The organism is Caballeronia terrestris (assembly GCF_001544515.1).
Lineage (GTDB): Bacteria > Pseudomonadota > Gammaproteobacteria > Burkholderiales > Burkholderiaceae > Caballeronia > Caballeronia terrestris.
The window spans coordinates 126,048-145,603 of sequence record NZ_FCOL02000010.1 but is presented as its reverse complement, the minus strand read 5'-3'; the positions used below and the strand labels follow the sequence as shown (position 1 = coordinate 145,603).

General features: G+C 64.4%; 17 protein-coding genes. 7 read left to right on the top strand and 10 right to left on the bottom strand.

Features of this window, described 5'->3' with window-relative positions; translation table 11 throughout:
- Positions 1-375: 375 nt before the first annotated feature.
- From rluB to AWB67_RS11600, 3 genes are all read right to left on the bottom strand, one after another.
- The gene (gene rluB, locus AWB67_RS11610; RefSeq protein ID WP_087656388.1) at positions 376-2,256 is read right to left on the bottom strand and encodes a 23S rRNA pseudouridine(2605) synthase RluB; all 1,881 of its coding nucleotides are present in this window, start codon (positions 2,254-2,256) and stop codon (positions 376-378) included.
- A 122-nt stretch (positions 2,257-2,378) separates the two neighbouring features.
- Positions 2,379-3,317: an SMC-Scp complex subunit ScpB gene (scpB, locus tag AWB67_RS11605; protein WP_087656387.1), complete on the bottom strand. Its 939-nt coding sequence runs from the start codon at positions 3,315-3,317 to the stop codon at positions 2,379-2,381.
- 396 nt (positions 3,318-3,713) lie between these two features.
- Positions 3,714-4,940 carry a pyridoxal phosphate-dependent aminotransferase gene (locus tag AWB67_RS11600; RefSeq protein WP_087656386.1) on the bottom strand — a complete coding sequence of 409 codons (1,227 nt, stop codon included), beginning with the start codon at positions 4,938-4,940 and terminating at the stop codon, positions 3,714-3,716.
- 526 nt (positions 4,941-5,466) lie between these two features.
- Between AWB67_RS11600 and AWB67_RS11595 the strand changes: the two genes are divergently transcribed.
- Together AWB67_RS11595 and AWB67_RS11590 are read left to right on the top strand one after the other, a co-directional pair.
- Positions 5,467-5,868, top strand: coding sequence for a transposase (locus tag AWB67_RS11595; RefSeq protein WP_087646514.1), 402 nt, complete (start codon positions 5,467-5,469; stop codon positions 5,866-5,868).
- A gap of 286 nt (positions 5,869-6,154) precedes the next feature.
- Entirely contained in the window at positions 6,155-6,412 is a 258-nt protein-coding gene (locus tag AWB67_RS11590; RefSeq protein WP_087656385.1) for a hypothetical protein, read from the top strand.
- A 312-nt stretch (positions 6,413-6,724) separates the two neighbouring features.
- On the opposite strand, the gene AWB67_RS11585 is transcribed toward AWB67_RS11590, so the two are convergent.
- Positions 6,725-7,036: a hypothetical protein gene (locus tag AWB67_RS11585; protein ID WP_087656384.1), complete on the bottom strand. Its 312-nt coding sequence runs from the start codon at positions 7,034-7,036 to the stop codon at positions 6,725-6,727.
- Positions 7,037-7,359: 323 nt separating this feature from the next.
- On the opposite strand from AWB67_RS11585, the gene AWB67_RS11580 reads away from it, so the two are divergent.
- The 3 genes from AWB67_RS11580 (at position 7,360) to AWB67_RS11570 (ending at position 9,011) form a co-directional block, all read left to right on the top strand.
- Entirely contained in the window at positions 7,360-8,037 is a 678-nt protein-coding gene (locus AWB67_RS11580; protein WP_235025112.1) for a YdcF family protein, read from the top strand.
- Positions 8,038-8,307: 270 nt separating this feature from the next.
- Complete coding sequence (locus AWB67_RS11575; protein ID WP_087656382.1) at positions 8,308-8,544, top strand: hypothetical protein; 237 nt, start codon at positions 8,308-8,310, stop codon at positions 8,542-8,544.
- Between the two features lie 206 nt (positions 8,545-8,750).
- Positions 8,751-9,011, top strand: coding sequence for a DNA-binding protein (locus tag AWB67_RS11570; protein ID WP_087632160.1), 261 nt, complete (start codon positions 8,751-8,753; stop codon positions 9,009-9,011).
- A gap of 1 nt (position 9,012) precedes the next feature.
- Here the strand turns inward: AWB67_RS11570 and AWB67_RS11565 are convergent, their stop codons facing one another.
- The 3 genes from AWB67_RS11565 to AWB67_RS41805 all read right to left on the bottom strand — a co-directional run bounded on the left by AWB67_RS11565 (position 9,013) and on the right by AWB67_RS41805 (position 11,222).
- Complete coding sequence (locus tag AWB67_RS11565; RefSeq protein WP_087656381.1) at positions 9,013-9,300, bottom strand: putative quinol monooxygenase; 288 nt, start codon at positions 9,298-9,300, stop codon at positions 9,013-9,015.
- A 448-nt stretch (positions 9,301-9,748) separates the two neighbouring features.
- Positions 9,749-10,957, bottom strand: a complete 1,209-nt coding sequence (bamC, locus tag AWB67_RS11560) for an NlpB/DapX family lipoprotein (RefSeq protein WP_087656380.1) — start codon at positions 10,955-10,957, stop codon at positions 9,749-9,751.
- A gap of 124 nt (positions 10,958-11,081) precedes the next feature.
- Entirely contained in the window at positions 11,082-11,222 is a 141-nt protein-coding gene (locus AWB67_RS41805; protein ID WP_235025111.1) for a hypothetical protein, read from the bottom strand.
- A 183-nt stretch (positions 11,223-11,405) separates the two neighbouring features.
- On the opposite strand from AWB67_RS41805, the gene AWB67_RS11555 reads away from it, so the two are divergent.
- Together AWB67_RS11555 and AWB67_RS11550 are read left to right on the top strand one after the other, a co-directional pair.
- Positions 11,406-11,867, top strand: coding sequence for a DUF2844 domain-containing protein (locus AWB67_RS11555; RefSeq protein ID WP_087656379.1), 462 nt, complete (start codon positions 11,406-11,408; stop codon positions 11,865-11,867).
- A 10-nt stretch (positions 11,868-11,877) separates the two neighbouring features.
- Positions 11,878-13,158, top strand: coding sequence for a DUF3443 domain-containing protein (locus AWB67_RS11550; RefSeq protein WP_087656378.1), 1,281 nt, complete (start codon positions 11,878-11,880; stop codon positions 13,156-13,158).
- Between the two features lie 49 nt (positions 13,159-13,207).
- On the opposite strand, the gene AWB67_RS11545 is transcribed toward AWB67_RS11550, so the two are convergent.
- The 3 genes from AWB67_RS11545 to arfB all read right to left on the bottom strand — a co-directional run bounded on the left by AWB67_RS11545 (position 13,208) and on the right by arfB (position 19,431).
- Positions 13,208-14,296 (bottom strand): OmpA family protein, encoded by a 1,089-nt coding sequence (locus tag AWB67_RS11545; protein ID WP_087656377.1) that lies wholly within the window; start codon positions 14,294-14,296, stop codon positions 13,208-13,210.
- 98 nt (positions 14,297-14,394) lie between these two features.
- A complete protein-coding gene (locus AWB67_RS11540; protein WP_087656376.1) occupies positions 14,395-18,282 on the bottom strand; it encodes a YadA-like family protein in 3,888 nt (1,295 codons plus the stop codon).
- A gap of 741 nt (positions 18,283-19,023) precedes the next feature.
- Positions 19,024-19,431 (bottom strand): alternative ribosome rescue aminoacyl-tRNA hydrolase ArfB, encoded by a 408-nt coding sequence (gene arfB, locus AWB67_RS11535; RefSeq protein ID WP_087656375.1) that lies wholly within the window; start codon positions 19,429-19,431, stop codon positions 19,024-19,026.
- Between the last annotated feature and the right edge of the window lie 125 nt (positions 19,432-19,556).

Genomic DNA, 19,556 nt, shown 5'->3' with positions numbered 1-19,556 from the left:
TGACTCCAAGGTGTTCGCGCGCACTCCACGCCGAAACACCTGCGGGCTGCGCCTTGAGCCGGCGCGCACTTGTTGCCCCAAGATGCCGAACCGATTAGCCAAAAAAAAATGGGCGCAACGCCCAAATTCTTTTTACCGAGGTCGCATCTGGGCGGCGAAACAAAACTGCGTGCCCAGCGACTTTGTGATTTTAGCCATTTTTCGGGATAAACGCAAACGGACTAGTCCGGTTGGCGGCAGGTTTGCATCCATTTCAACGCTGTTTCGCTGCTGTTTGCGCCGGGTTTGCGGGGCAATCGCATGTTGCGCGCTTTTTCGGGGCTATTGAAATGGGGCACGCTGGTGTGCCCCATTCTTGCGCTCCAACACGCTGGATCAGCGTCCGCGCGTGCGATTGCGCGGCGTCGCCGGACGCGGACCGCGGCCCGCGCCGCCCGCGTTGCCCGGCTTGCCTTGCGGGCCGCCCTGAGCGCCCTGCCGGCCACCCGTGCGAGCACCGCCCGCTCCCGGTGCGCGCTTGCCGCCACCGCCCGTGCCTGCTCCGGCGCCTTGCAATCCGCCTTGCGCGCGGCCGCCACGCGGACCCGCACCGGGACGGCCACCATTCGCGCGATTGCCATTCGGCTCGCCGCCCGCGCGATTGCCGTTCGGCTCGCGACCGCCACCACCACCGCTGCCGCCGCGCGCGCCATATCCACCGCCGCTCGCGCCGCCGAAGCCACCGGCCGAACCCGCGCCGAAACCGCCCGCCGCGCCGCGACGCCCGCCCGGACCGCCGCGCGCCGGCGTCTGCGTCTGCGTCATGCGCAGATGCGAGCTCAGTACAGGTTCACGCGTGATGACGCCCATCGACGTCTGCATCGGATCGGGTTGCACGCGTTGCGGCGTGTTCCGACTGCCCCGCTCCTCGACCGGCGCCTTCAACCCGACCGATTCCATCAGGCTGCGCACCTCGTTATCCTCGAGTTCTTCCCAGCGGCCACGCTTCAACCCCTTCGGCAGCGCGATCGGGCCGTGGCGAGTGCGGATCAGCCGGCTGACCATCAGCCCCGCCGCCTCGAACATCCGGCGAACTTCGCGATTGCGCCCTTCGGCGAGCGCGACGTGATACCAGTGATTCGTGCCTTCGCCGCCGCCGTCCTTGATGCGCAGGAAGTTCGCCGGGCCGTCGTCGAGTTCGACGCCGCTCAGCAGCTTCTGCCGCATACCTTCCGCCAGTTCGCCGACCACTCGCACCGCGTATTCACGCTCGACGCTGTAGCGCGGATGCATGAAGCGGTTCGCCAGATCGCCCGACGTCGTGAGCAACAGCAGGCCTTCGGTATTGAAGTCCAGCCGGCCGACGGCGAGCCATTTCGCCGTTTTCATCGGCGGCAGCTTGTCGAACACCGACGGGCGGCCTTCCGGATCGGCGTGGCTCACGATTTCGCCGGTCGGCTTGTGGTACAGCAGGATGCGTGGCGGCTTGCTCGAGAGCTTGCGCTTCACCGGCTTGCCGTTGATGCGGACCTGGTCGGTCGGCATGATGCGCTGGCCGATGTGCGCCGGCTCGCCGTTCACCGACACGCGCCCCGCGATGATCAACTCCTCCATGTCGCGGCGCGAGCCCATGCCCGCCTCGGCGAGCACCTTGTGGAGCTTCGGCGCGTCGTCGTCCGGTTCCAGCACGCGCTTTTGCTGCGGGGCATTGCGCCCGCGACGCAGCATCGGCGCGCGCACGCCGCCCGTGCCGTTGTCGGCATCGAAAGCAGGCGATGTCACGTAGGCGAACACGTCGTCGACGGCAGCGGCCGCTGCGCTCGGCACCGGCGCTGCCGTCGCGTCATCGCGCTTCCCGCGCTTTTGCTGCGCGCCGTGGCCAAGACCGCGACCGCCTTCGCGTTGACCTTCCTTCGATTCCCTCGGCTCGCGCGGCACACGCGCACCCGCTTCGCGCTTGGCCGCGCCGTTCTTCGGCGTGCGCGCGCCTGCGTCCTTGCGCGGCATGCGCACCTGCGCGGCGACGACGCCATCCGGCGGCGCCTCCGTCACGACGCCCGCTTCCGGCGCGCCTTCGTCGCCCTTCGTTTTCGCGACGGCGCGGCGCCGTGCGATCAGGCTGCGCGGCCCGCGACGCAAGCCGCGACGCGGACGATCGTCGCCCTCGGCGGAATCGTCGGTGCGCGCGCGCTCGCCGGCGTCGGACGGGTCTTGTGCGTCCGTGGCACGAACGGGGCGCTCGGATTCGGGCGAATCGCTGTCGTGGGAATGTGTCAAAACAACCTCAAATGTGTCGAGTCGCGCGCCCGTCGCGGGCGCGCCAAAAATCCGCTGATCGTCTCGGCTGATCGTGTGAACTGATCTTTATGGACAGCCGGATCAGGGTCCGTGCAATTGCTTCAGGCGCGGCGTGCTTCCCGTTCGTCGGAATCGTCGTCGGTCAGCGTGTTTGCGTCCGGTGCGGGGGTGTCGCGATCGATGGGATGCGCTTCGTCCGCCTGCACCAGGGTCGATCCGGATGCGTGCTGCGCCGGATCGGTCGGGGGTACTGCTTGAATCGGGGCGCCGGTTTCGGCGTTTTCGGGCTCATCGCCGGAAGGTGCTTCGCTTTGCTGCGCGGCCTGATCGGCCGCTGCGGGCTGCGTGCCCACGTCGAATGCTTCGACCAATACTCCTTCCCCGTGGACTTCGTTCTGCGCGCCGTGTTCCCCGGCCGCGTCGAAATCCCTGGAAACCTGCGCCGGCGTGTCTTCCATCGACGCCGCCGCATCGCCGACCGGGAATTCGATCGAATGCTGCACCAGAAGCGCCGCCTCGAACTGCGCCGACGGGTTATCGAGCGCCGGCAGTTCGTCGAGCGCGGTCAGGCCGAGGTCGTCGAGAAACTGCTTGGTCGTCGCGTAGAGCGCCGGGCGTCCCGGCACGTCGCGATGGCCAATCACCTCGATCCAGCTTCGGTCTTCGAGCTGCTTCACGACCTGCGTGTTCACGGTGACACCGCGAATCTCTTCGATATCGCCCCGTGTCACCGGCTGCCGATAGGCAATGATCGCGAGCGTTTCGAGAACGGCGCGCGAATATTTGGGCGGCTTTTCGGGGTGCAGCCGATCGAGATAACCCCGCATTGCGGGCTTGCTTTGAAAACGCCATCCCGACGCCAGCGCCACCAGTTCCACGCCGCGCCCCGACCAGTCTTCCTTCAGGCCTTCGAGCAGCGTACGAACGGTGTCTGCCGAAATATCGTCGGCGAAGAGCTTGCGCAACTCGCCGAGCTTCAGCGGTTCCTGCGCACAAATCAAAGCAGTCTCGAGGACGATCTTCGCCTCTTGGGTATTCATGCAGCTAGGTCAGACCCTGTATGGTCAATGAACTGGATCAATCGGAATCGAGCGGGCCTTGAGACCCAGGCAAACGCTGCGGACGATGAAACTGGACGCGGAATTTCCAGACGCGCTCGCCCGATTTTGATCGGTCATATTGATTGGGAGCACGTACCGGGGGGAGCCGAATCGAGCGAACCGGCCAGTGCGAGGAGAAAACTCGCGGTACTTCTGGCGGATCACCGAGCCATCCCAGCCGGACGGAGGCGCGCTTTGCAAGGCGCAAGCGCGTGACTGAGCGCCATATTACGCAAAAAGAACCGGTGCGTAAAGGTGAAACATTTCGATGTCCGATTGCTCACGTCGGACGGCTTAACAGCATTTATTGGCGCCATCCGCCGCCCTCTGAGCGATTTATCGCGACGCCAGAAACGCGCGCAGGCGCTCGACGCCGACGTCCAGACGCGCCGGATCGCACGCGTAGCACCAGCGCACGAAGCCTTCGCCTTCGGCCCCGAACGCGCTGCCGGGTGCGAGACCGAGGCCCGCGTCGCGCACCAGCTCCTTGCACAGATCGAGGCTGCGCTCGGCGCCGGGCATCGAGAAGAACAGGTACATCGCACCGAGCGGCGCGCGCACGTCGACGCCTGGAATCGTCTGCAGGGCCGAGACGAGGTGATCCCGGCTCGCGTGCAGATCGGCGACGAGAGACTGCGTGAACGCCTCGCCATCCCTCACCGCCACGACGCCCGCCTGCTGCACGAACGACGGTGCGCACGACGTGTTGTACTCGACAAGCTTGCCCAGATCGTCCATCAGCGCGGTCGGCGCGACGAGCCAGCCGAGACGCCAGCCCGTCATCAGCCACGCCTTCGAGAACGAATTCACCGCGATCACGCGTTCGTCGCGCGTGGCGAGATCGAGGAACGACGGCGCGACGCGGCTGTCCGCGCCGTAGTAAAGCCGCTCGTAGACCTCGTCGGCGACGATCCAGATACCGTGCCGGCGGCAATGCGCCAGAACGGTGCGCTGCTCGTCGCGGGTCATGGTCCAGCCGGTCGGGTTGTTCGGCGAATTGATCATCAGCATCCGCGTGGCCGGCGTGAGCGCGGCGAGAAGGCGCTCAAGGTCGAGCGTCCAGCCGTCGGCGCCGTAGGTCAGCGCTACGGTTTCGACGTGCGCGCCCAGGATCTTCGGAATCTCAACGAGGTTCGGCCAGAGCGGCGTGACCGCAACCACGCGATCGCCCGCGCCCGCCACCAGTTGCGCCGCCAGCATCAGCGCGTTGACGCCGGCGCTCGTCACGGCGACGTGGCCGGGCGCAGTCGATCCGTGCAAATCGCCGACGTAGCCCGCGAGCCCCTCGCGCAGCGGCGCGATACCGAGGTTGTGCGTGTAGAACGTGGCGCCGTCGGCGAGCGCGCGGCTCGCGGCATCGCAAATGAATTGCGGCGTCACGCGGTCGGATTCGCCGAACCAGAACGGGAGGACGTCGGGGATGCCGAAGCCCGCGTTAGCCACCTCGCGGATCTGCGACGGGCGCAGGCCGCGGACGGCATCGCGTGCGTTCGGTGCGTGGCCGTGTTCGTTGCCCGTCAGTGTCCCCAGTTCCGCCGATACCGCTCCCGCCGATTCGCTCATTGCCCGCCCCGTCGATAAAAAGGGAAGTCTAACTTGTGAGGTTGGGTTTTGAGATGGAGCGCTTAGAGGGCCTGAAGGCTCAACACTCGCAGCTACCGCAGCGTCACTTTCAGCGCGCCACTGATTCGCAAACCTCGCCAATTCACGTCACCGGCGTGGATTATCTGCAGTCAACAAGCACCGCAGAGGTTTCGCTGCGGTGCAACAAAAGCGTCCGGACGCACGCTGTGTGGGCCTCTTGCACTGGATTGGTGATTGTCCCGATTTCGCGAACACTGCATTTCGGGTCTGATACTGGCCATGCTGGCATCGCGCCAGCCTACTGCCATGTGGGTTTCCCGGTGTTTGCTGCTCACATGGCACGGTTCTCGCATTTCATTGCGCACAGGGTTGGGATCGACTGCGGTCAGAAAGCAAATCGTCCGCCGCAGCGGTTTTCAGCCTGCCTGGGTATTCGTTCTTCGGATTCCGACCAGAGTGCGCGGCGCGGGGCAGCGCACCGGGGTTAGCTTCGCTGAGGTGAAACATGATGCTGTTCGACGATTTGAGAGATAACGAGTGGGCGCTGGTCGAAGCCCTTTTCTGTGCGGAACCGGCACGCAGCGAACGCCGCGGCCGTCCGCGCGTCGAAGCGCGCGCGGTGGTCAACGCCGTGCTGTGGGTCCTTTCGACCGGTGAAGGCTGGTCGAAACTGCCGGGCCGCTATCCGTCGCCGCCGACGTGCCGTCGCCGGTTCGACGAATGGCAAGCCGATGGCACCTTGGCGGAGATCGTAAAGCGCCTCGGTAGCAATGGCCGTGAAGTGTCGCTGCGCGGCCGCATCGGATCGACCGCCGCGAAGCCGCCAGCACCGCCGAGCCGCGATCGTCTGCGTGGCGCGTTCTGGACCAATCCGGAATCGTGGCGCGCACCGGCCAAGATGGCCTGAGCGACAGCTCTCCAGAACGATACGGTCGCCAAAAAGTTTTGGGGCGGCGTATCGCGAAGTTTTACCCCTTCGAGGTTTCGTCCGGACTCCGTGCCGGGTGAAACCTCGACGACTCCCCAGCTTCTCTTACCGCGCGACGCGAGCACTCGCAGTCGAACGCGTTCTCGCGCACGTTGTTTCGTGAACGAAACAACTCCTTACTATTATTTACAGCGCCATGGCGCGCACAGGCATAACTTGGTTAGCTGACAAACAGGCTTCAATAGAAACCTGGAGGGAGCTCACCATGAAACCAATGTCACGGCTCGCGTGCGGCATTGGCGTTTCGTTGCTATGTGGAGCGGCCATTGCGCAGGCGCAATTGCAGCCCGCCGACATGAGCGTGCAGGCAAGCGCTCGGGCGGTTGTGTCGGCGCAGCAAGACGTGTCGCGTGCGAGGGATTTCAGTCCGCCGGCGCCGCGTGGCGACTTGCGCGGCGATATCGCGAGCAATGCGCATTTGCGTCCGGAGCCGGATCGCGGGAGTCACGGGCGGCATCGTTGAGACGTTTTTGAGAACTTTGGATTCATTCCGATGAATCGATGGGGAACCACTGCCGAGTCTGGCCAGTCCCATCAAGTGCCATGAGCACAGCGTGGCAGCAGTAAAGATCCGGTATGCCCGTATCCTCGCGATACGGGCTTTTTTTTTGCGCCCTGCTCTTTCTCTGCGTCGACGATGCAGGCGACAGCGCGACCTTCGGTCCACGAGCCGAAACCTGTCACTGCGCGCTACGGGTGGTAGTGGTTCGCCCGTGTCGAATGCGCTAGAGGGAAGCGCTCCGCGCCTCCCGACTGAAACGCTTGGCGCGACGCGTCAGACGCGGGCTTCCAGTACCGGCTCGTGCGTGGCCATCGCGTAAGGCTGGTTGCGATGCAGATCCCAATCCATCGATCGTTCGTCGCGTGCGAGACGGTTGAATTCGAGCTTGCCGAGTTCTGTGACGACCGCGATATCGACGGGTGCATGAAATCCGGGCGCCGGTGCCACGGTGCGCTGGCGCACGAGCTCCAGCATGCCGAGCGCACGCAGATGATCGAAAACGTTGGGGCGTTTCGCCCACGGGACCTGGCGATACTGAGCTCGCCGGAGCGCTTCGAGTACGGCTTCGTTAGAATACGTGGTCATTTCGTTCTTTCTTCCTGTGCAGCCATGACGGCACCGCGCGTAAGCAGTCAGAAGACTGCCGGCGGCACCGACTAAACGCGGCATGCCCCGCCGGTACCCATGCCGCCTCGCGGCCCAGGACCGGAACTCGCAGCCGCCGCTTGCGCTAGGTGCTGCTTTTTATTTCAAGCCCCCGTTACAGGCGCGCTGATCGCACGCTTTTCCCCGCTCGCGCTGGCGCGTTCAAAAGAATGCGACGTCGCTGCGGATTGTCTCGAAAACTCTACGTTACCCCAATCAAATTGGTTCTATTCACTTTATTGCTGCTTTTTTTTGCGTTATTTGTGGTTTGGCGACGTAAGCGACGCGTAATCGCAATCGTCTGTTTCCTGCTTTTCTGGTCGCTTGGCGCGGGATGGACTTCGCTACCCATCCTCGAATACGTCCAGCACGGCTTCGACCAGTCGATCCAGCCGGATTTCGCGCCGCGCACGATCATCGTCCTACTGGGCGGCGGCACCGATCGCGACCGCGAATCGCGCCTCGTGCCCAAGCGCGATTCGATCCAGCGCATCGATGCGACCGCCGAGTTGTATCGCGAGTGCCGGCGCACGGGCGCTGCGTGCCGGGTGATCGTGAGCGGCGGCGATCCGCAGCATCACGGCGAGGCCGAAGCCGACAACTACGCGCCCTATCTGCTCGCGCGCGGCGTCGGCGCGGCCGATCTCACGCTCGAGAACCGCAGCCTCGATACGTATCAGAACGCACGCAATGTTGCCGCCCTTGTGCGTCCGGAGCGTGACGAAACCGTAATCGTCGTGACATCGTCGTATCACATGGCGCGTGTCATGCTCGCATTCGAGGCGTTCGGCTTCGCGCCGCAGGCTTTCGTGTCCAACGTGTGGACGGCGAAGCGGACGCTCTTTCCCAGTATCGACGGGTTCAAGACCGCTGAAATCGCGGCCCACGAGGCGGTCGGGATCATGCGCTTTCATGCGTATCGCTGGCTGCATCTATACTGAATTGGCGAGGCGCCGCATCGAAGCGGGTTCGATGCCCTTCATCTCGAATTAATAAGGACTAGAAACGGGAGGGCACCGTCGGTAAGATCACGCGCTCAGTCATCGACTGGCGGGAAAGGACGTTCAAAACGTGTTGCGATTCGCGGCTTTCGTCGACGCCGCCGCTCTAGCTGGAGCGGAATTTGCTCAGGCGTAGGCGATGTTCAATCGGCGATCTCACACCGTTTCGGACAGGCTGTTCCCGGGTTCGACCTTTACTAGGAGGAAACAATGAAGAAAATCTCCCTCGCTGTTCTGTTGTCCCTGAGCGCGGTCGCGACGGGCGCATTCGCGCAGGCCGATCAAGGCGTGACGATGAGCACCGATCCCGCTAAGATCTCCGACATCGAAATGCGTGCTCAGAATCTGCAATCGCAGCAGGCGGACATGCAAAAAATGCCCGCTGCGCCGGCACACAAGTCCGGTCATCATAAAAAGGGCTCGAAGAAAATGGCGCCGGCGCAGTAAACGCCGACAGCCGAGGCATTTTCAGAATATGAAGCCGGAAGCCGCGCCACGCGCGCGTTTTCCGGCTTTTTCATTTGGCGCTTGCATGACACGCGCGATGACTCGCGCGGCGGTATGCTACATTGCGCATCGAAAATTTTGACCCCGCTTGATATCCCCTTTTCACACGTGTCAAACAGCAAACGCACGCAGGTGCGGAGGACAGCATGAGCAATATCCAACTCGATATTGAATGGACGGAAGCCGCGTCACGCAAGATCGAAAAACTGATGCCGCGCAGCGCGAACAAGGACGCCTATCTCGCGCTCCCGCCCGTCGAATGCCTGCCGATGGAAGGCGACGTGCTCTTTCTCGGGCCGGAGGGCAAGCAGCAACCGTTTATCGTCGCCGAGCGGCAGTATCACCACGAAGGCGACGCCGATTGGACCATCATCCTCATTCTCGACGTCCCGCACGAAACGCACTGACTTACAGCTTCGCCACGACGTGAATCTCGCCGTGCTCGACGAGGTCGGGCGCGTTGCGGCGATGCGCTTCGATATGCGGCTGGCGGCCGTGCTCCTCGAGCGCGGCTTCACTCTCCCAGCGCTCGAAGAACACGAAACGCCGCGGTTCCTTCAGATCGCGATGCAGGTCGTACTGCAAGGCGCCTCGTTCCTTCAGCGTCGGCGCGACGAGACCCTGCAACGCCTCCTTCAGCTTCTCCTCCTGGCCCGGCTTCGCGACGAACGTGGCGACAACGGCAATTTCCGACATAAGCGTTTTCCTCGAATAAAAGAGGGTCAAGGATAACTGCGCCGCGGATTGTTCGCCGAACGCGGTCCCTTGACCCACGCGGCTCTCGGCCGATGCAAAGAAAAAGCCCGCGTCTCTTCGAAACGCGGGCCAAAACCGTCGCCCTACGAGGATAGGCGACGGGGCCACCGGGGCCCGCGCGAGAGCGCGGACTCGTGTCGGGGAAAGGCGCTCGCAGCGCCCGTGCAAAGTGGTATTCCAGTCAGTGCTACTGCGTCGAGCGTGCGAAAGGCATGGCATGAGCACACTTTACTTGCCAAGCCATTGTTCCTTGTAAGCTTTCCCGCACACAACTTGTAGAAAGGACACTCGGTTATCGAGAGCCTTCTTCTGCCCGTTTCCGGCCAAAAAAAAACCCGCCTCGGGGTGAGGCGGGTTTTCATGTCAGTCGATATCGGCTTGCTTGGATTCAGCTGATCTGATCGGCGAGCAATGCCATGATCTGGCGAGCTTGCGGCGAGGAGTCGACCTGGCCCTTGTCGTCGACGATCGACACACGCGTTTGCTGCTCCGTGATCGCGCGGACGTTGACCGCGTACTGCTTGGCGACCTTTTCCTTCTTGCCGTGGAACACCTGGCTCCAGAAGCCCTGCTCCACCGACGTCATATCCTTCGGATCCACATAGCGCACGAAGTAGACCCCCTTCGCGCGATCGCGGTCGTCGACCGTGAAGTTGCTGCGATCAAGCGCGATGCCCACGCGCAGCCACGCGCGGTCATACGCTTCGGGCAGCGTCAGTTCCGCCGACGACGCCTCGGGCACCGTGTCGTTCTGAAGCGCCGTCTGGCTCGACAGCTTGACGTTCTGCGCTGCCGTAGTCGCTGCCGCCGCGTTGCCGGCCTTGGGCGCTTCGCCGGTGGAAGCCGCCTTGTCGGCGAGGAGCGTGTCGAGCGGCGCGCCTGATGCCTGGCGCGAGTCGGCCAGCGCGAGCGACGCCATCAAGCGCTTCAGGTATTCGCTTTCGAGCGCGGGATCGTTCGGGCGGGCTTGCCACTGGCTCGAATCGTTGTTGACGCCCGTGAGTGCCTCGCGCAGGCCCTTCTGGCTCACGAACACGTACGTTCCACCCGACGGCGAGACTTCGAGACGCGTGCGGTACTTGTTGCGTTCGGCGGTGACATAGGAGTTGCCTGTCGCCTTCGAGAGCGTGTTGCGGATCAGGCCGTCGGAAATCTGTGGGTGGGTTTCGTTCCAGTCGGTTTCCATCACGCCCTTGTCGCGCGAATCGACGACGAGCAGAAAGCCCTGCTCCTGCCAGAAACGGCGGATTTGCGGCCAGACCTGCTCGGGCGACTTGTTGTCGATCACGAGCCAGCGCTCCGTGCCGTCGCGCTGGATATGCATGCCGGAAACCGGCGGAACCACAGTGGGCGTAGTCGGGGCAGCTTTCTGGACTTGCTGCAGGTCCGACAGCGTGGCCTGCCCACCCTGCGGCGGCAAAGACCGCTGATCGGAAACTTCATCGATCAGGTTCGGCGGAACGGCAAGCGACGCCTGCTTCGAGCGTGAATCACTCTTGTAGTTGATCGCGGTGGGGGACGACGTACCGCATCCGGCCACGAAGCCGGCCGCCATTAAAAGTGCTGCCAACCGCTTGGTCACACGAAAATCTGTCATGTTTGGGAAGTCCTTCCGCTACGCCACGGTGTTTTCCGTGGATCAACCCAGCATTTTACCGGTCCCACGCGCCGCCGTGCAAAAAGAGCACCGGTTCGGTGCTGGATCGGGCGTGTGTCGATAGTTATTTGGCGATTCCTGCTTTCTCCTCCGCGCGATAAACCGCACCTCCGCCGGATAACCCGAACCGCTGCTGTCTGATTCGCAGTGCCCGCTTTGTCTCGAAAAAATCCACGGCCGCGTCGATGACGACAATTAATGACATTTCTCCTCGATCGCTCTGATCTTTCCTAAGCCAACAAGTCTTTGTTTACTAAGCATTATTAAGCAATTCAAAGGATATCTCAAAAAACCCCTCAAGACGATCCACCATCGCGCTGCCTCCGCTCCTCGCAATCTTAAAATTGCATCTCAAAAATAAGAATGACCTTGAGAACGGAGAAAGACCATGACACGCATCAGAACTCCTCACTGCTTTCGGGTGATCGCGCTATGCGCGGCGATCGTGAGCGGCACCGCATATGCGCAACTCGGCTCGACGATCGTCAAGCCCCTCGATCCTTTGCATGCGGCGGTCATGCAGCACACGCAAAACGGCCAGCTTTCGTTCCAGCAATCCACCGATGCCAACGGTATCTCTGTGCGTAAGTACGTGAGCTCTGCCGGCGACGTCTACGCGGTGAGCTGGCACGGCCCCGCGATGCCGGACGTCGAGGCGCTGCTCGGAGGCCACTACGCGCGATATCGGAACAGTGCCAGCACGTCGCAAGCCGACAACGGACTGCACGCGTCGCGGGTGTCGCGAGGCGATCTGGTTGTCGAAAGCGGCGTGCGGCTGCGGGAATTCGTCGGCCGCGCGTGGCTCACGAGTGCGCTACCCGCCGGCGTCATTGCCTCGGACATCGAATAGGAGCGGCGCCATGCAAATTCATCGACGAGTCCTGCTCGCGGCCGCATTCGCCGCAATCCTTTCGACCATTGTGCTTTCCGGCTGCGGAGGCGGCGGAAGTGACGGCAGCAACAGCACGGCACCGGCAAGCGCGGCGCCCGCATCCAGTCCCGCCGCCGCGTCCGCCAGCCAACCAGCGCCGCCCGCCCCGCCGCCCGACGACACCGTCGCCCAATCGACCACGCCGAACGTCCAGCCGATCCGCGTTTCGAAACTCGTGACCAACACGCGCAACATGCTGATGACGAGCGTCACCGTGTGCGTGCCCGGCACCGACGATTGCCAGACCATCGACGACATTCAGGTCGATACCGGCTCGCAGGGCCTGCGCATCCTTGCGTCGGCGCTCGCGCCGCTCGCGCTGCCGGCCGTCACGAACGGCGGCGGCTCGAATGCCGCGCAATGTACGGTGTTCGGCTCAGGCTACACGTGGGGCGCGGTGCGTACCGCCGACATCAAGCTCGCCGGGCACGTCGCCCGCGCGACGTCGATTCAGGCGATCGCCGATCCGGCCGTGCCCGCCGCCGCCGCGGACTGCACGAAGTCGGGCCTGCCCATGCTCACCGCCGACCGGTTGCGCAGCAACGGCATTCTCGGCGTCGGCCCGTTCAGCGCCGATTGCGGCGGCGCCTGCGCGAGCGCCGCGCTGCCACGCTGGTACTACGCGTGCGCGTCGGGGAACTGCACCGCGAGCACGCTGCCCGTCGCGCAACAGGTGACGAACCCGGTCGCGCGCTTCCCCGCCGACAACAACGGCGTGCTCATCGAACTGCCCGCCGTACCGGACGGCGGCGCATCGGCGGTGGCCGGGACCATGACGTTCGGCATCGGCTCGCAGTCGAACAACCTGCTCGGCGATGCCACCGTGCTCAAGGGCAGCGCGCTTTCCGGCTTCGTGAGCACGAACTTTGACGGCAGCACGTTCTCGACGAGCTTCATCGACAGCGGATCGAACGGGCTCTTCTTCCCGTCGAAAGACTTGAAGACGTGCGGCTTCTGGTATTGCCCGCCGTCGCCGACGAGCCTTACCGCGACGCTACGCTCGGCGAGCGGTGTGACGCGCGACGTGAGCTTCGCCGTCTCGACATCGACGATGCTCTTCGCCAGCGGCAACAACGCGTTTTCGAACCTCGCGGGGCCGGTCGGCAATTACTTCGACTGGGGTTTGCCGTTCTTCTACGGACGGCGCGTGTTCACAGCGTTCGAGGGCCGCGTGACGCCTGCGGGCAAGGGGCCGTACTACGCGTTTTAGCCGCGACAGCCGGCGATGAGGCTGTCGCGGCGACCGATCGCCGGAGCGCTTACTCGTCCGAGTCGATCGGCTCACCCTTGCGCGAAAAACGCAACTCGACACGCCGGTCGCCCGCGAGACACTCAACGAGAGCGGAATGGTTCTTCATCGTGCACTGCGCTCCCGGCGATGCCGGCCCGTGACCGCGCGCCTGAATCGGCACCTTGATGCCGCGGCTTTGCAGATAGCGCTGCACGCTCGTCGAGCGCCGCTGCGACAACGCGCGGTTGTACGCCGCGCTGCCGAGCCGGTCGGTATAGCCTGCGATGGAGACACTCGTCACCTCGCCCGCGCGTTTGAGGTCGTCGATCACGGCGTCGAGCTTCGAGCGGCCGCCATCGGTGATCGCCGCGATGTCTCCGCGATCGAAGAGGAACAGCGCATCCGTCGACAGCGTGACCATGGGCGGCAGTGGAGGCGGCGGTGGGGGTGGTGCTACAGGCGGCGGCGCCTGCGGCACGCCGCACGTAGCGAGATGTTGCTGCGCCTCGGTCATCGCTTCCTCGACGGCGATGACCTTCCGCCGCGACGCATCGAAGTTGCGCGCCCACGCGTCATGCCCGGCGTGTATCAGCTTCACCTCCATGCACGCGGCGACCTTCTGCGCGGCCGGACAGTACTGGAAGCGCGAATCGTTCTCCAGCGCCCTCACCGACGCGGCCAGGTCCGGCCTCACCGGGGCGACCGTGCGCAGCGGCGGGTTGTCGCGCGACACCGGCTGGCTGCCTTCGAGGCCCGCCGTCAGACGCGCCGCTTCGCCGACCGCTTCTTCGACGAAGCCCCAACGGTTCTGCAAGCGAATCTCTTCATTGGCGGCGTCGATCCAGCATTGGTCCTTGTAGCCGTAGTAGTTTTCTTTTTTCTGCCCGAGCGCGGCGAGCCTCGATTCGAGCGACGCGGTCACGTCGCGCGGCGCCTTGATCTGGCCATAGACATCGGTCCATTGGCGCACGGCGGCGCCCGCCGCCACGCTCTGCTCGGTGTCGAAGCCTCTTTGCAGGACGGTCGGGTCCTGGATCGCGAGCGAGTCGCGGACCGCCGTCGAGCCGCAGCCTGCAAGCAAAAGCGCGCAGGCCGCGAAAATCATTGTGTTCTTCATAGGTGTAGCCCGAATAAGCACCGCGGCGCATTGCGCGCCGCGGCTTTTGTATCGCTCCGTCGAACGACGGCTGGGAAGTGACTGTGGCTTAAGCCTGTTTAGCTGCCGAACACGTAGCCGATGCCCGCGCGAACGATGGTGCTGTTGCCTCCCGACGACGACACGCCCGCGTTGAAGTTGAAGTTGCCCTTCTCATTCCAGCGCGACACGCCGATCCCGAGCGCCGCCTGTCCGCGATACGCGGCGACACCCGCGTTCACCGCCGTGCGTCCCGGCAGGTAAGGCGTCACCACATTGAGCGCCGATGCCGCCGCGATGCCCTTGCGCGTGTTGCGGTCGAGATCGCGGATCTGGCTATCGGTGTTGTTGAAGCGCTCGTCGGTGTAGCTGTTCGCCTGGGACGTCGCGCGGCTCAACTGGTCGAGGTTCACCGCATCCGTGCCGGACGTGCCCGCCGCGACGTTCGTGACCTGGCGCTCGCCGCCCGCCGCTCCGACCGAGACGCTGTTCGTGCGATTCGCGACCGAACCAGAGCCGAGCGCGACAGAGTTGTCGGCGCTTGCGTTCGCGCCGGCGCCCACCGCTACCGCATTCGCACCCGTCGCGATTGCATTTGCGCCGATCGCGGCGGCATGCGTGCCGCTCGCGACCGCGCCCTCGGTGGACGTGTTGCCGTCCGCCGTGAAGAACGCCGTGCTCGCGACGCTCGCGTTCGTGACCTTGCCGAGCGAGGCGTTCAACTGGCCGAGCGCATCGTTCAACTGGCCGACGTTGACCGCATCGCTGGCGAGCGAGCCGCTCGCGACGTTGTGCAGCGTGGTGCCGCCCTCGACGCCGTTGCCGAGCGTCACGCTCGCGTAGTCGGTCGCGCCGCTCGCGGTCTTGTCGTAGGTCAGCGCGGCGGCCGTGTTGCCCTTGCTGTCGATCAGGCCGGTGTTCTTCAATTGCGAGACGTTGACGGCGTCGGTGTCGGCGGTGCCGGCCTTCACGTTCGTGACCTGGCGCTCCTGGCCCTTCGCGCCGACCGAGACGCTGTCCGCGCGGTCCGCGACCGAATTGGCGCCGAGCGCGACCGCGTTGTTGCCGCTCGCCTGCGCGTTGCCGCCGATTGCGAGCGCGTCCTGGCCGGTCGCCGTGGCGGCGGCAAGCGACGAGTTGGTCGCGAAGTACTTGAGCGAGCCGCCGTTCTGGATGCTGTCGACCTTCTGCATCGTGCTGAACAACTGGTCGCCGTTGACGGCGTCCGTGCTGCCCTTTTCGACGCGGCCCGCCGCGACGTTGCGCAGCACGACCGGCGCGGACGCCGATGCGCCGCCGAACGTGACACTGCCTTTGGTTGCATCGTCGTAGGTGACGGCGGCGAGCGTGTTGCCCGTGCTGTCGATGAGGCCGGTGCTCTTCAACTGCGAGACGTTGACGGCGTCGGTATCGGCGGTGCCCGCCTTCACGTTTGCGATTGTCGTGCCGTCCGTGCCGCCGAGCGAGATGCGGCCCTTGGTCGAGTCGTCGTAGGCGACGAAGGCGTTGGTTGCGTTGCCGTCCGCGTCGACGCCGAGGCCCGCGTTCTTGAGCTGACTCAGGTTGACGGCGTCGGTGTCGTGCTTCGCTTGCGCGACGTTCGACAGCACCGTGCCAGACGTGCCGCCGCCGAACGTGACGTTGCCCTTGGTCGCGTCGTCGTAGGTGACGGCGGCGAGCGCCTTGCCCGTTCCGTCGATCAGGCCGGTGCTCTTCAACTGCGAGACGTTCACCGCGTCCATGTCCTGCTTGCCCTGCGCGACGTTCGACAGCACCGTGCCCGACGTGCCGCCGCCGAGCGTGACCTTGCCCTTGGTCGAGTCGTCGTAGGTGACGGCGGCCAGCGCATTGCCCGCGCCGTCGACCAGGCCGGTGCTCTTCAACTGCGAGACGTTCACCGCGTCCATGTCCTGCTTGCCCTGCGCCACATTTGACAGCACCGTGCCCGCTGTCCCCCCGCCGAGCGTGGCCTTGCGTTTGGTGGCGTCGTCGTAGACTACGGCTGCCAGCGCGTTGCCCGCGCCATCGATCACGCCGGCGCTCTTCAATTGCGAGACGTTCACCGCGTCCAGGTCGTGCTCTCCTTGGGCCACGTTCGCCAGCACCGTGCCCGCCGAGCCGCCGAGCGTGGCTTTGCGTTTGGTAGCGTCGTCGTAAACAACGGCTGAGAGCGCGTTGCCGGCGCCGTCGACCAGGCCGATGCCCTTCAATTGGGAGACGTTCACCGCGTCCAGGTCGTCCTCGCCTCGGGCGACGTTCGCGAGCACCGTGCCCGCCGTGCCGCCGCCGAGCGTGACCTTGCCCCTGGTCGGGCCGTCGTAGGTGACGGCTGCCAGCGCGTTGCCCGTGCCGTCGATCAGGCCGGTGCTCTTCAACTGCGAGACGTTCACCGCGTCCAGGTCCTGCTTGCCCTGCGCGACGTTCGACAGCACCGTGCCCGACGTGCCGCCGCCGAACGTGACCTTGCCCTTGGTCGCGTCGTCGTAGGTGACGGCTGCCAGCGCGTTGCCCGTTCCGTCGATCAGGCCCGTGCTCTTCAGTTGCGAGACATTCACCGCGTCCGTGTCCTGCTTGCCCTGCGCGACGTTCGACAGCACCGTGCCCGACGTGCCGCCGCCGAACGTGACCTTGCCCTTGGTCGCGTCGTCGTAGGTGACGGCTGCCAGCGCGTTGCCCGTTCCGTCGATCAGGCCCGTGCTCTTCAGTTGCGAGACATTCACCGCGTCCATGTCCTGCTTGCCCTGCGCGACGTTCGACAGCACCGTGCCCGCCGTCCCGCCGCCGAGCGTGACCGAAGCCTTGTCCGCGCCGTCGTACCTGACCGCATCGGCCGACGCCTTGACGCCCACGTTAGCCGCCGCAGTCAACGCGCTGCCGACATCGGCATACTTGGCGTCGCCGACTGTGAACGACGGCTGGCTCACCTTGCCGTCCGCCTCGACGCTCGTTCCGCCGCCGAGCGCCGCTGCAGTGCTCGACGCCACGGCGTGCAGTTGCGACGCGTTCACGGCGTCCGTGCTCGCCGCGCTGACCGTGCCCGCGGCGACGTGCACGATTCGGCGCTCCGCGCCCTTCGCACCGATCGACAGCACGTTGCTTGCCGAACCATCGCTGCCGGCGCCGAGAATGACGCTGTTCGTCCCGGCCACATTGACGTTGCTGCCGAGCACGAAAGACGTCGTGCCATAGGCGGTGTTTCCGTTGCCAAGGACAACCGAGTCGGCTCCCAACACCGCGTTTTTTGAACCAATCGCAATAGCGTTGGCCGTCGGAATGGGGTCGCCCAGCACGTCTATCTTGTCGCCGACGATCGAGTCGTTGCCGATCACGATGCTGTCGATCGAACCGGCCCGAGCAAAATTGCCGATGGCCAGTGCACGGTCACCAATCGTAGCCTGCGCACTGACACCGATAGCCGTCGAACCGACACCACTGGAAATGGCCGAATTGCCGATTGCCACTGCATCTTCGTTGCCGGAGATCGAGTTCGTGCCGATCGCAACCGCCTGCAGACCGTTCGCGCGCGTGTTCAACCCGATCGCGATGGAGTCGGAGCCGAGCGCCTCGATTTGCTGAGCCTTGTCCGTCGGACCCGATTTGATCAGTTCCGCCGGCGGGAGGCTGGATGCCGCTCGCGTCAGCGATGCACGCGGCGCCGGTGCTTCTGTTGCAGCAGTGCGCACGCGGGGCACGAGCGCGTCGGCGTTCATCGACAGCGCGCCCAGCGCTTGCGCGATTTGCGAGGCGTAGGTGAGACGCGCATCGACGGCGGCCGGTGCAGCTTCCTCGCGCACGTCGGCGTGTGCCATGTGCGGCAAGCCGACCAGCGCGAGAGTCGCGAGCATCATGCGTCCGCGGGGCGCACCCGCCGCGACGACACGCGCACGGGAAAGGGCTTGCGTCAGCGCATCGGAAGTAGCGGCGGAAGCCTGCTTGTTCGATGCGACAGTTTGCTTTCTCTTCGTCATTTTTCTTGGTTCTCTCTCAGTTTTAAGAAACACAGACAAGCGCTTTCAGAGCGTTGACGTTAGATAGTCATGCCAACTATAGTACGAGGCACTTGTGCACAACATCGGTCGATGGATATAGGCAATCTTCAGCAAGATTGAGCCTTACTCCGAACGTGGACATCCACTGGTCCATCGCCTTTACAGGCTAAATTTAGCCTCTTGCCGGACATTGGGCTACGTGAAAACTCCGAATTAGGCTATAGCTGTGTTCTCTTACCAATGTCTGCTGGCCAGAAGGCAGGTCTAATCGGCGAAGCCAAGATAGACAATCGACGCTAAATCAGTGCTGAAGTGCATTAGCGCGCGAAGCGCTAAAACAAGTGTTTGCCATGTCAGCCCCTCGGGCGCGCGAGTTGAGCGGGAAGCGAGGAAATTTTTGACTAGTCTTATAGATGTTTTGAATTGTCTGCACATGTGCTCGCGCGTCACATTGCGATAAGACTTTCGGTTGGCCTTGGAGACGTGCTTGATCGCCTGCGCACATGTCCTTGCGGGCGCGAGTTGAGCGGGAAGCGCAGATATTCTCGGTTAGTCTTGGAGACGCGCGGAATCGTCCGCGCACATGCCAGGGCTCGAAGGTGAGAAGTCTCTCGGCTTGTGCTGGCGAAAGGAGATCATCGGCGACGCATGGCCGGATCGCTCGCGGAGATTTGTTTCATGGGTCATGGGGCGTGCGGTCGATACCCGCGCGGCGCCGCCTCAGTCGCCCTCGACGCGCCCGCGTCCCGCTTTGATCGCGCCGCGCCGCACCTTGCCTTCGACGCGCCGAACCTGCGACGCGCGCGTCGGCTTCGTTGCGACGCGCGTGCGCCGCGTGACGCTGACGCTTCGCACCAGTTCGTCGAGGCGCGCGAGCGCGGCGGCACGGTTCATGTCCTGCGTGCGATGTTCCTGCGCCTTGATGACGATGACGCCATCGCGCGTGACGCGACTGTCGGAGAGCGCAAGCAGGCGCATCTTGATCGTCTCGGGCAGCGACGACGCGCGGATGTCAAAGCGCAGATGGATCGCGCTCGACACCTTGTTGACGTTCTGCCCGCCCGCGCCTTGGGCGCGCACCGCCGTCAGTTCGACTTCGTTCGGCGGGATCTCGTAGCTGTGCGTCATGGTTGGGGCTCCGCAGGGCAAACCCTGCGTATGGCGAGCGCTTGATCCAGCAAGCCGGGCGCGCTTGCGCCGCTTGCGCGACGAGCCCTGATTCGCATCGCGCCGGCATGACAAACCCCCAGTGC

Coding starts and splice junctions, on each gene's coding strand:
- scpB (WP_087656387.1), bottom strand. CDS start 3,317: ATGAATACCCAAGAGGCGAAGATCGTCCTCGAGACTGCTTTGATTTGT.
- AWB67_RS11600 (WP_087656386.1), bottom strand. CDS start 4,940: ATGAGCGAATCGGCGGGAGCGGTATCGGCGGAACTGGGGACACTGACG.
- AWB67_RS11595 (WP_087646514.1), top strand. CDS start 5,467: ATGATGCTGTTCGACGATTTGAGAGATAACGAGTGGGCGCTGGTCGAA.
- AWB67_RS11590 (WP_087656385.1), top strand. CDS start 6,155: ATGAAACCAATGTCACGGCTCGCGTGCGGCATTGGCGTTTCGTTGCTA.
- AWB67_RS11585 (WP_087656384.1), bottom strand. CDS start 7,036: ATGACCACGTATTCTAACGAAGCCGTACTCGAAGCGCTCCGGCGAGCT.
- AWB67_RS11575 (WP_087656382.1), top strand. CDS start 8,308: ATGAAGAAAATCTCCCTCGCTGTTCTGTTGTCCCTGAGCGCGGTCGCG.
- AWB67_RS11570 (WP_087632160.1), top strand. CDS start 8,751: ATGAGCAATATCCAACTCGATATTGAATGGACGGAAGCCGCGTCACGC.
- AWB67_RS11565 (WP_087656381.1), bottom strand. CDS start 9,300: ATGTCGGAAATTGCCGTTGTCGCCACGTTCGTCGCGAAGCCGGGCCAG.
- bamC (WP_087656380.1), bottom strand. CDS start 10,957: ATGACAGATTTTCGTGTGACCAAGCGGTTGGCAGCACTTTTAATGGCG.
- AWB67_RS41805 (WP_235025111.1), bottom strand. CDS start 11,222: ATGTCATTAATTGTCGTCATCGACGCGGCCGTGGATTTTTTCGAGACA.
- AWB67_RS11555 (WP_087656379.1), top strand. CDS start 11,406: ATGACACGCATCAGAACTCCTCACTGCTTTCGGGTGATCGCGCTATGC.
- AWB67_RS11550 (WP_087656378.1), top strand. CDS start 11,878: ATGCAAATTCATCGACGAGTCCTGCTCGCGGCCGCATTCGCCGCAATC.
- AWB67_RS11545 (WP_087656377.1), bottom strand. CDS start 14,296: ATGAAGAACACAATGATTTTCGCGGCCTGCGCGCTTTTGCTTGCAGGC.
- AWB67_RS11540 (WP_087656376.1), bottom strand. CDS start 18,282: ATGACGAAGAGAAAGCAAACTGTCGCATCGAACAAGCAGGCTTCCGCC.
- arfB (WP_087656375.1), bottom strand. CDS start 19,431: ATGACGCACAGCTACGAGATCCCGCCGAACGAAGTCGAACTGACGGCG.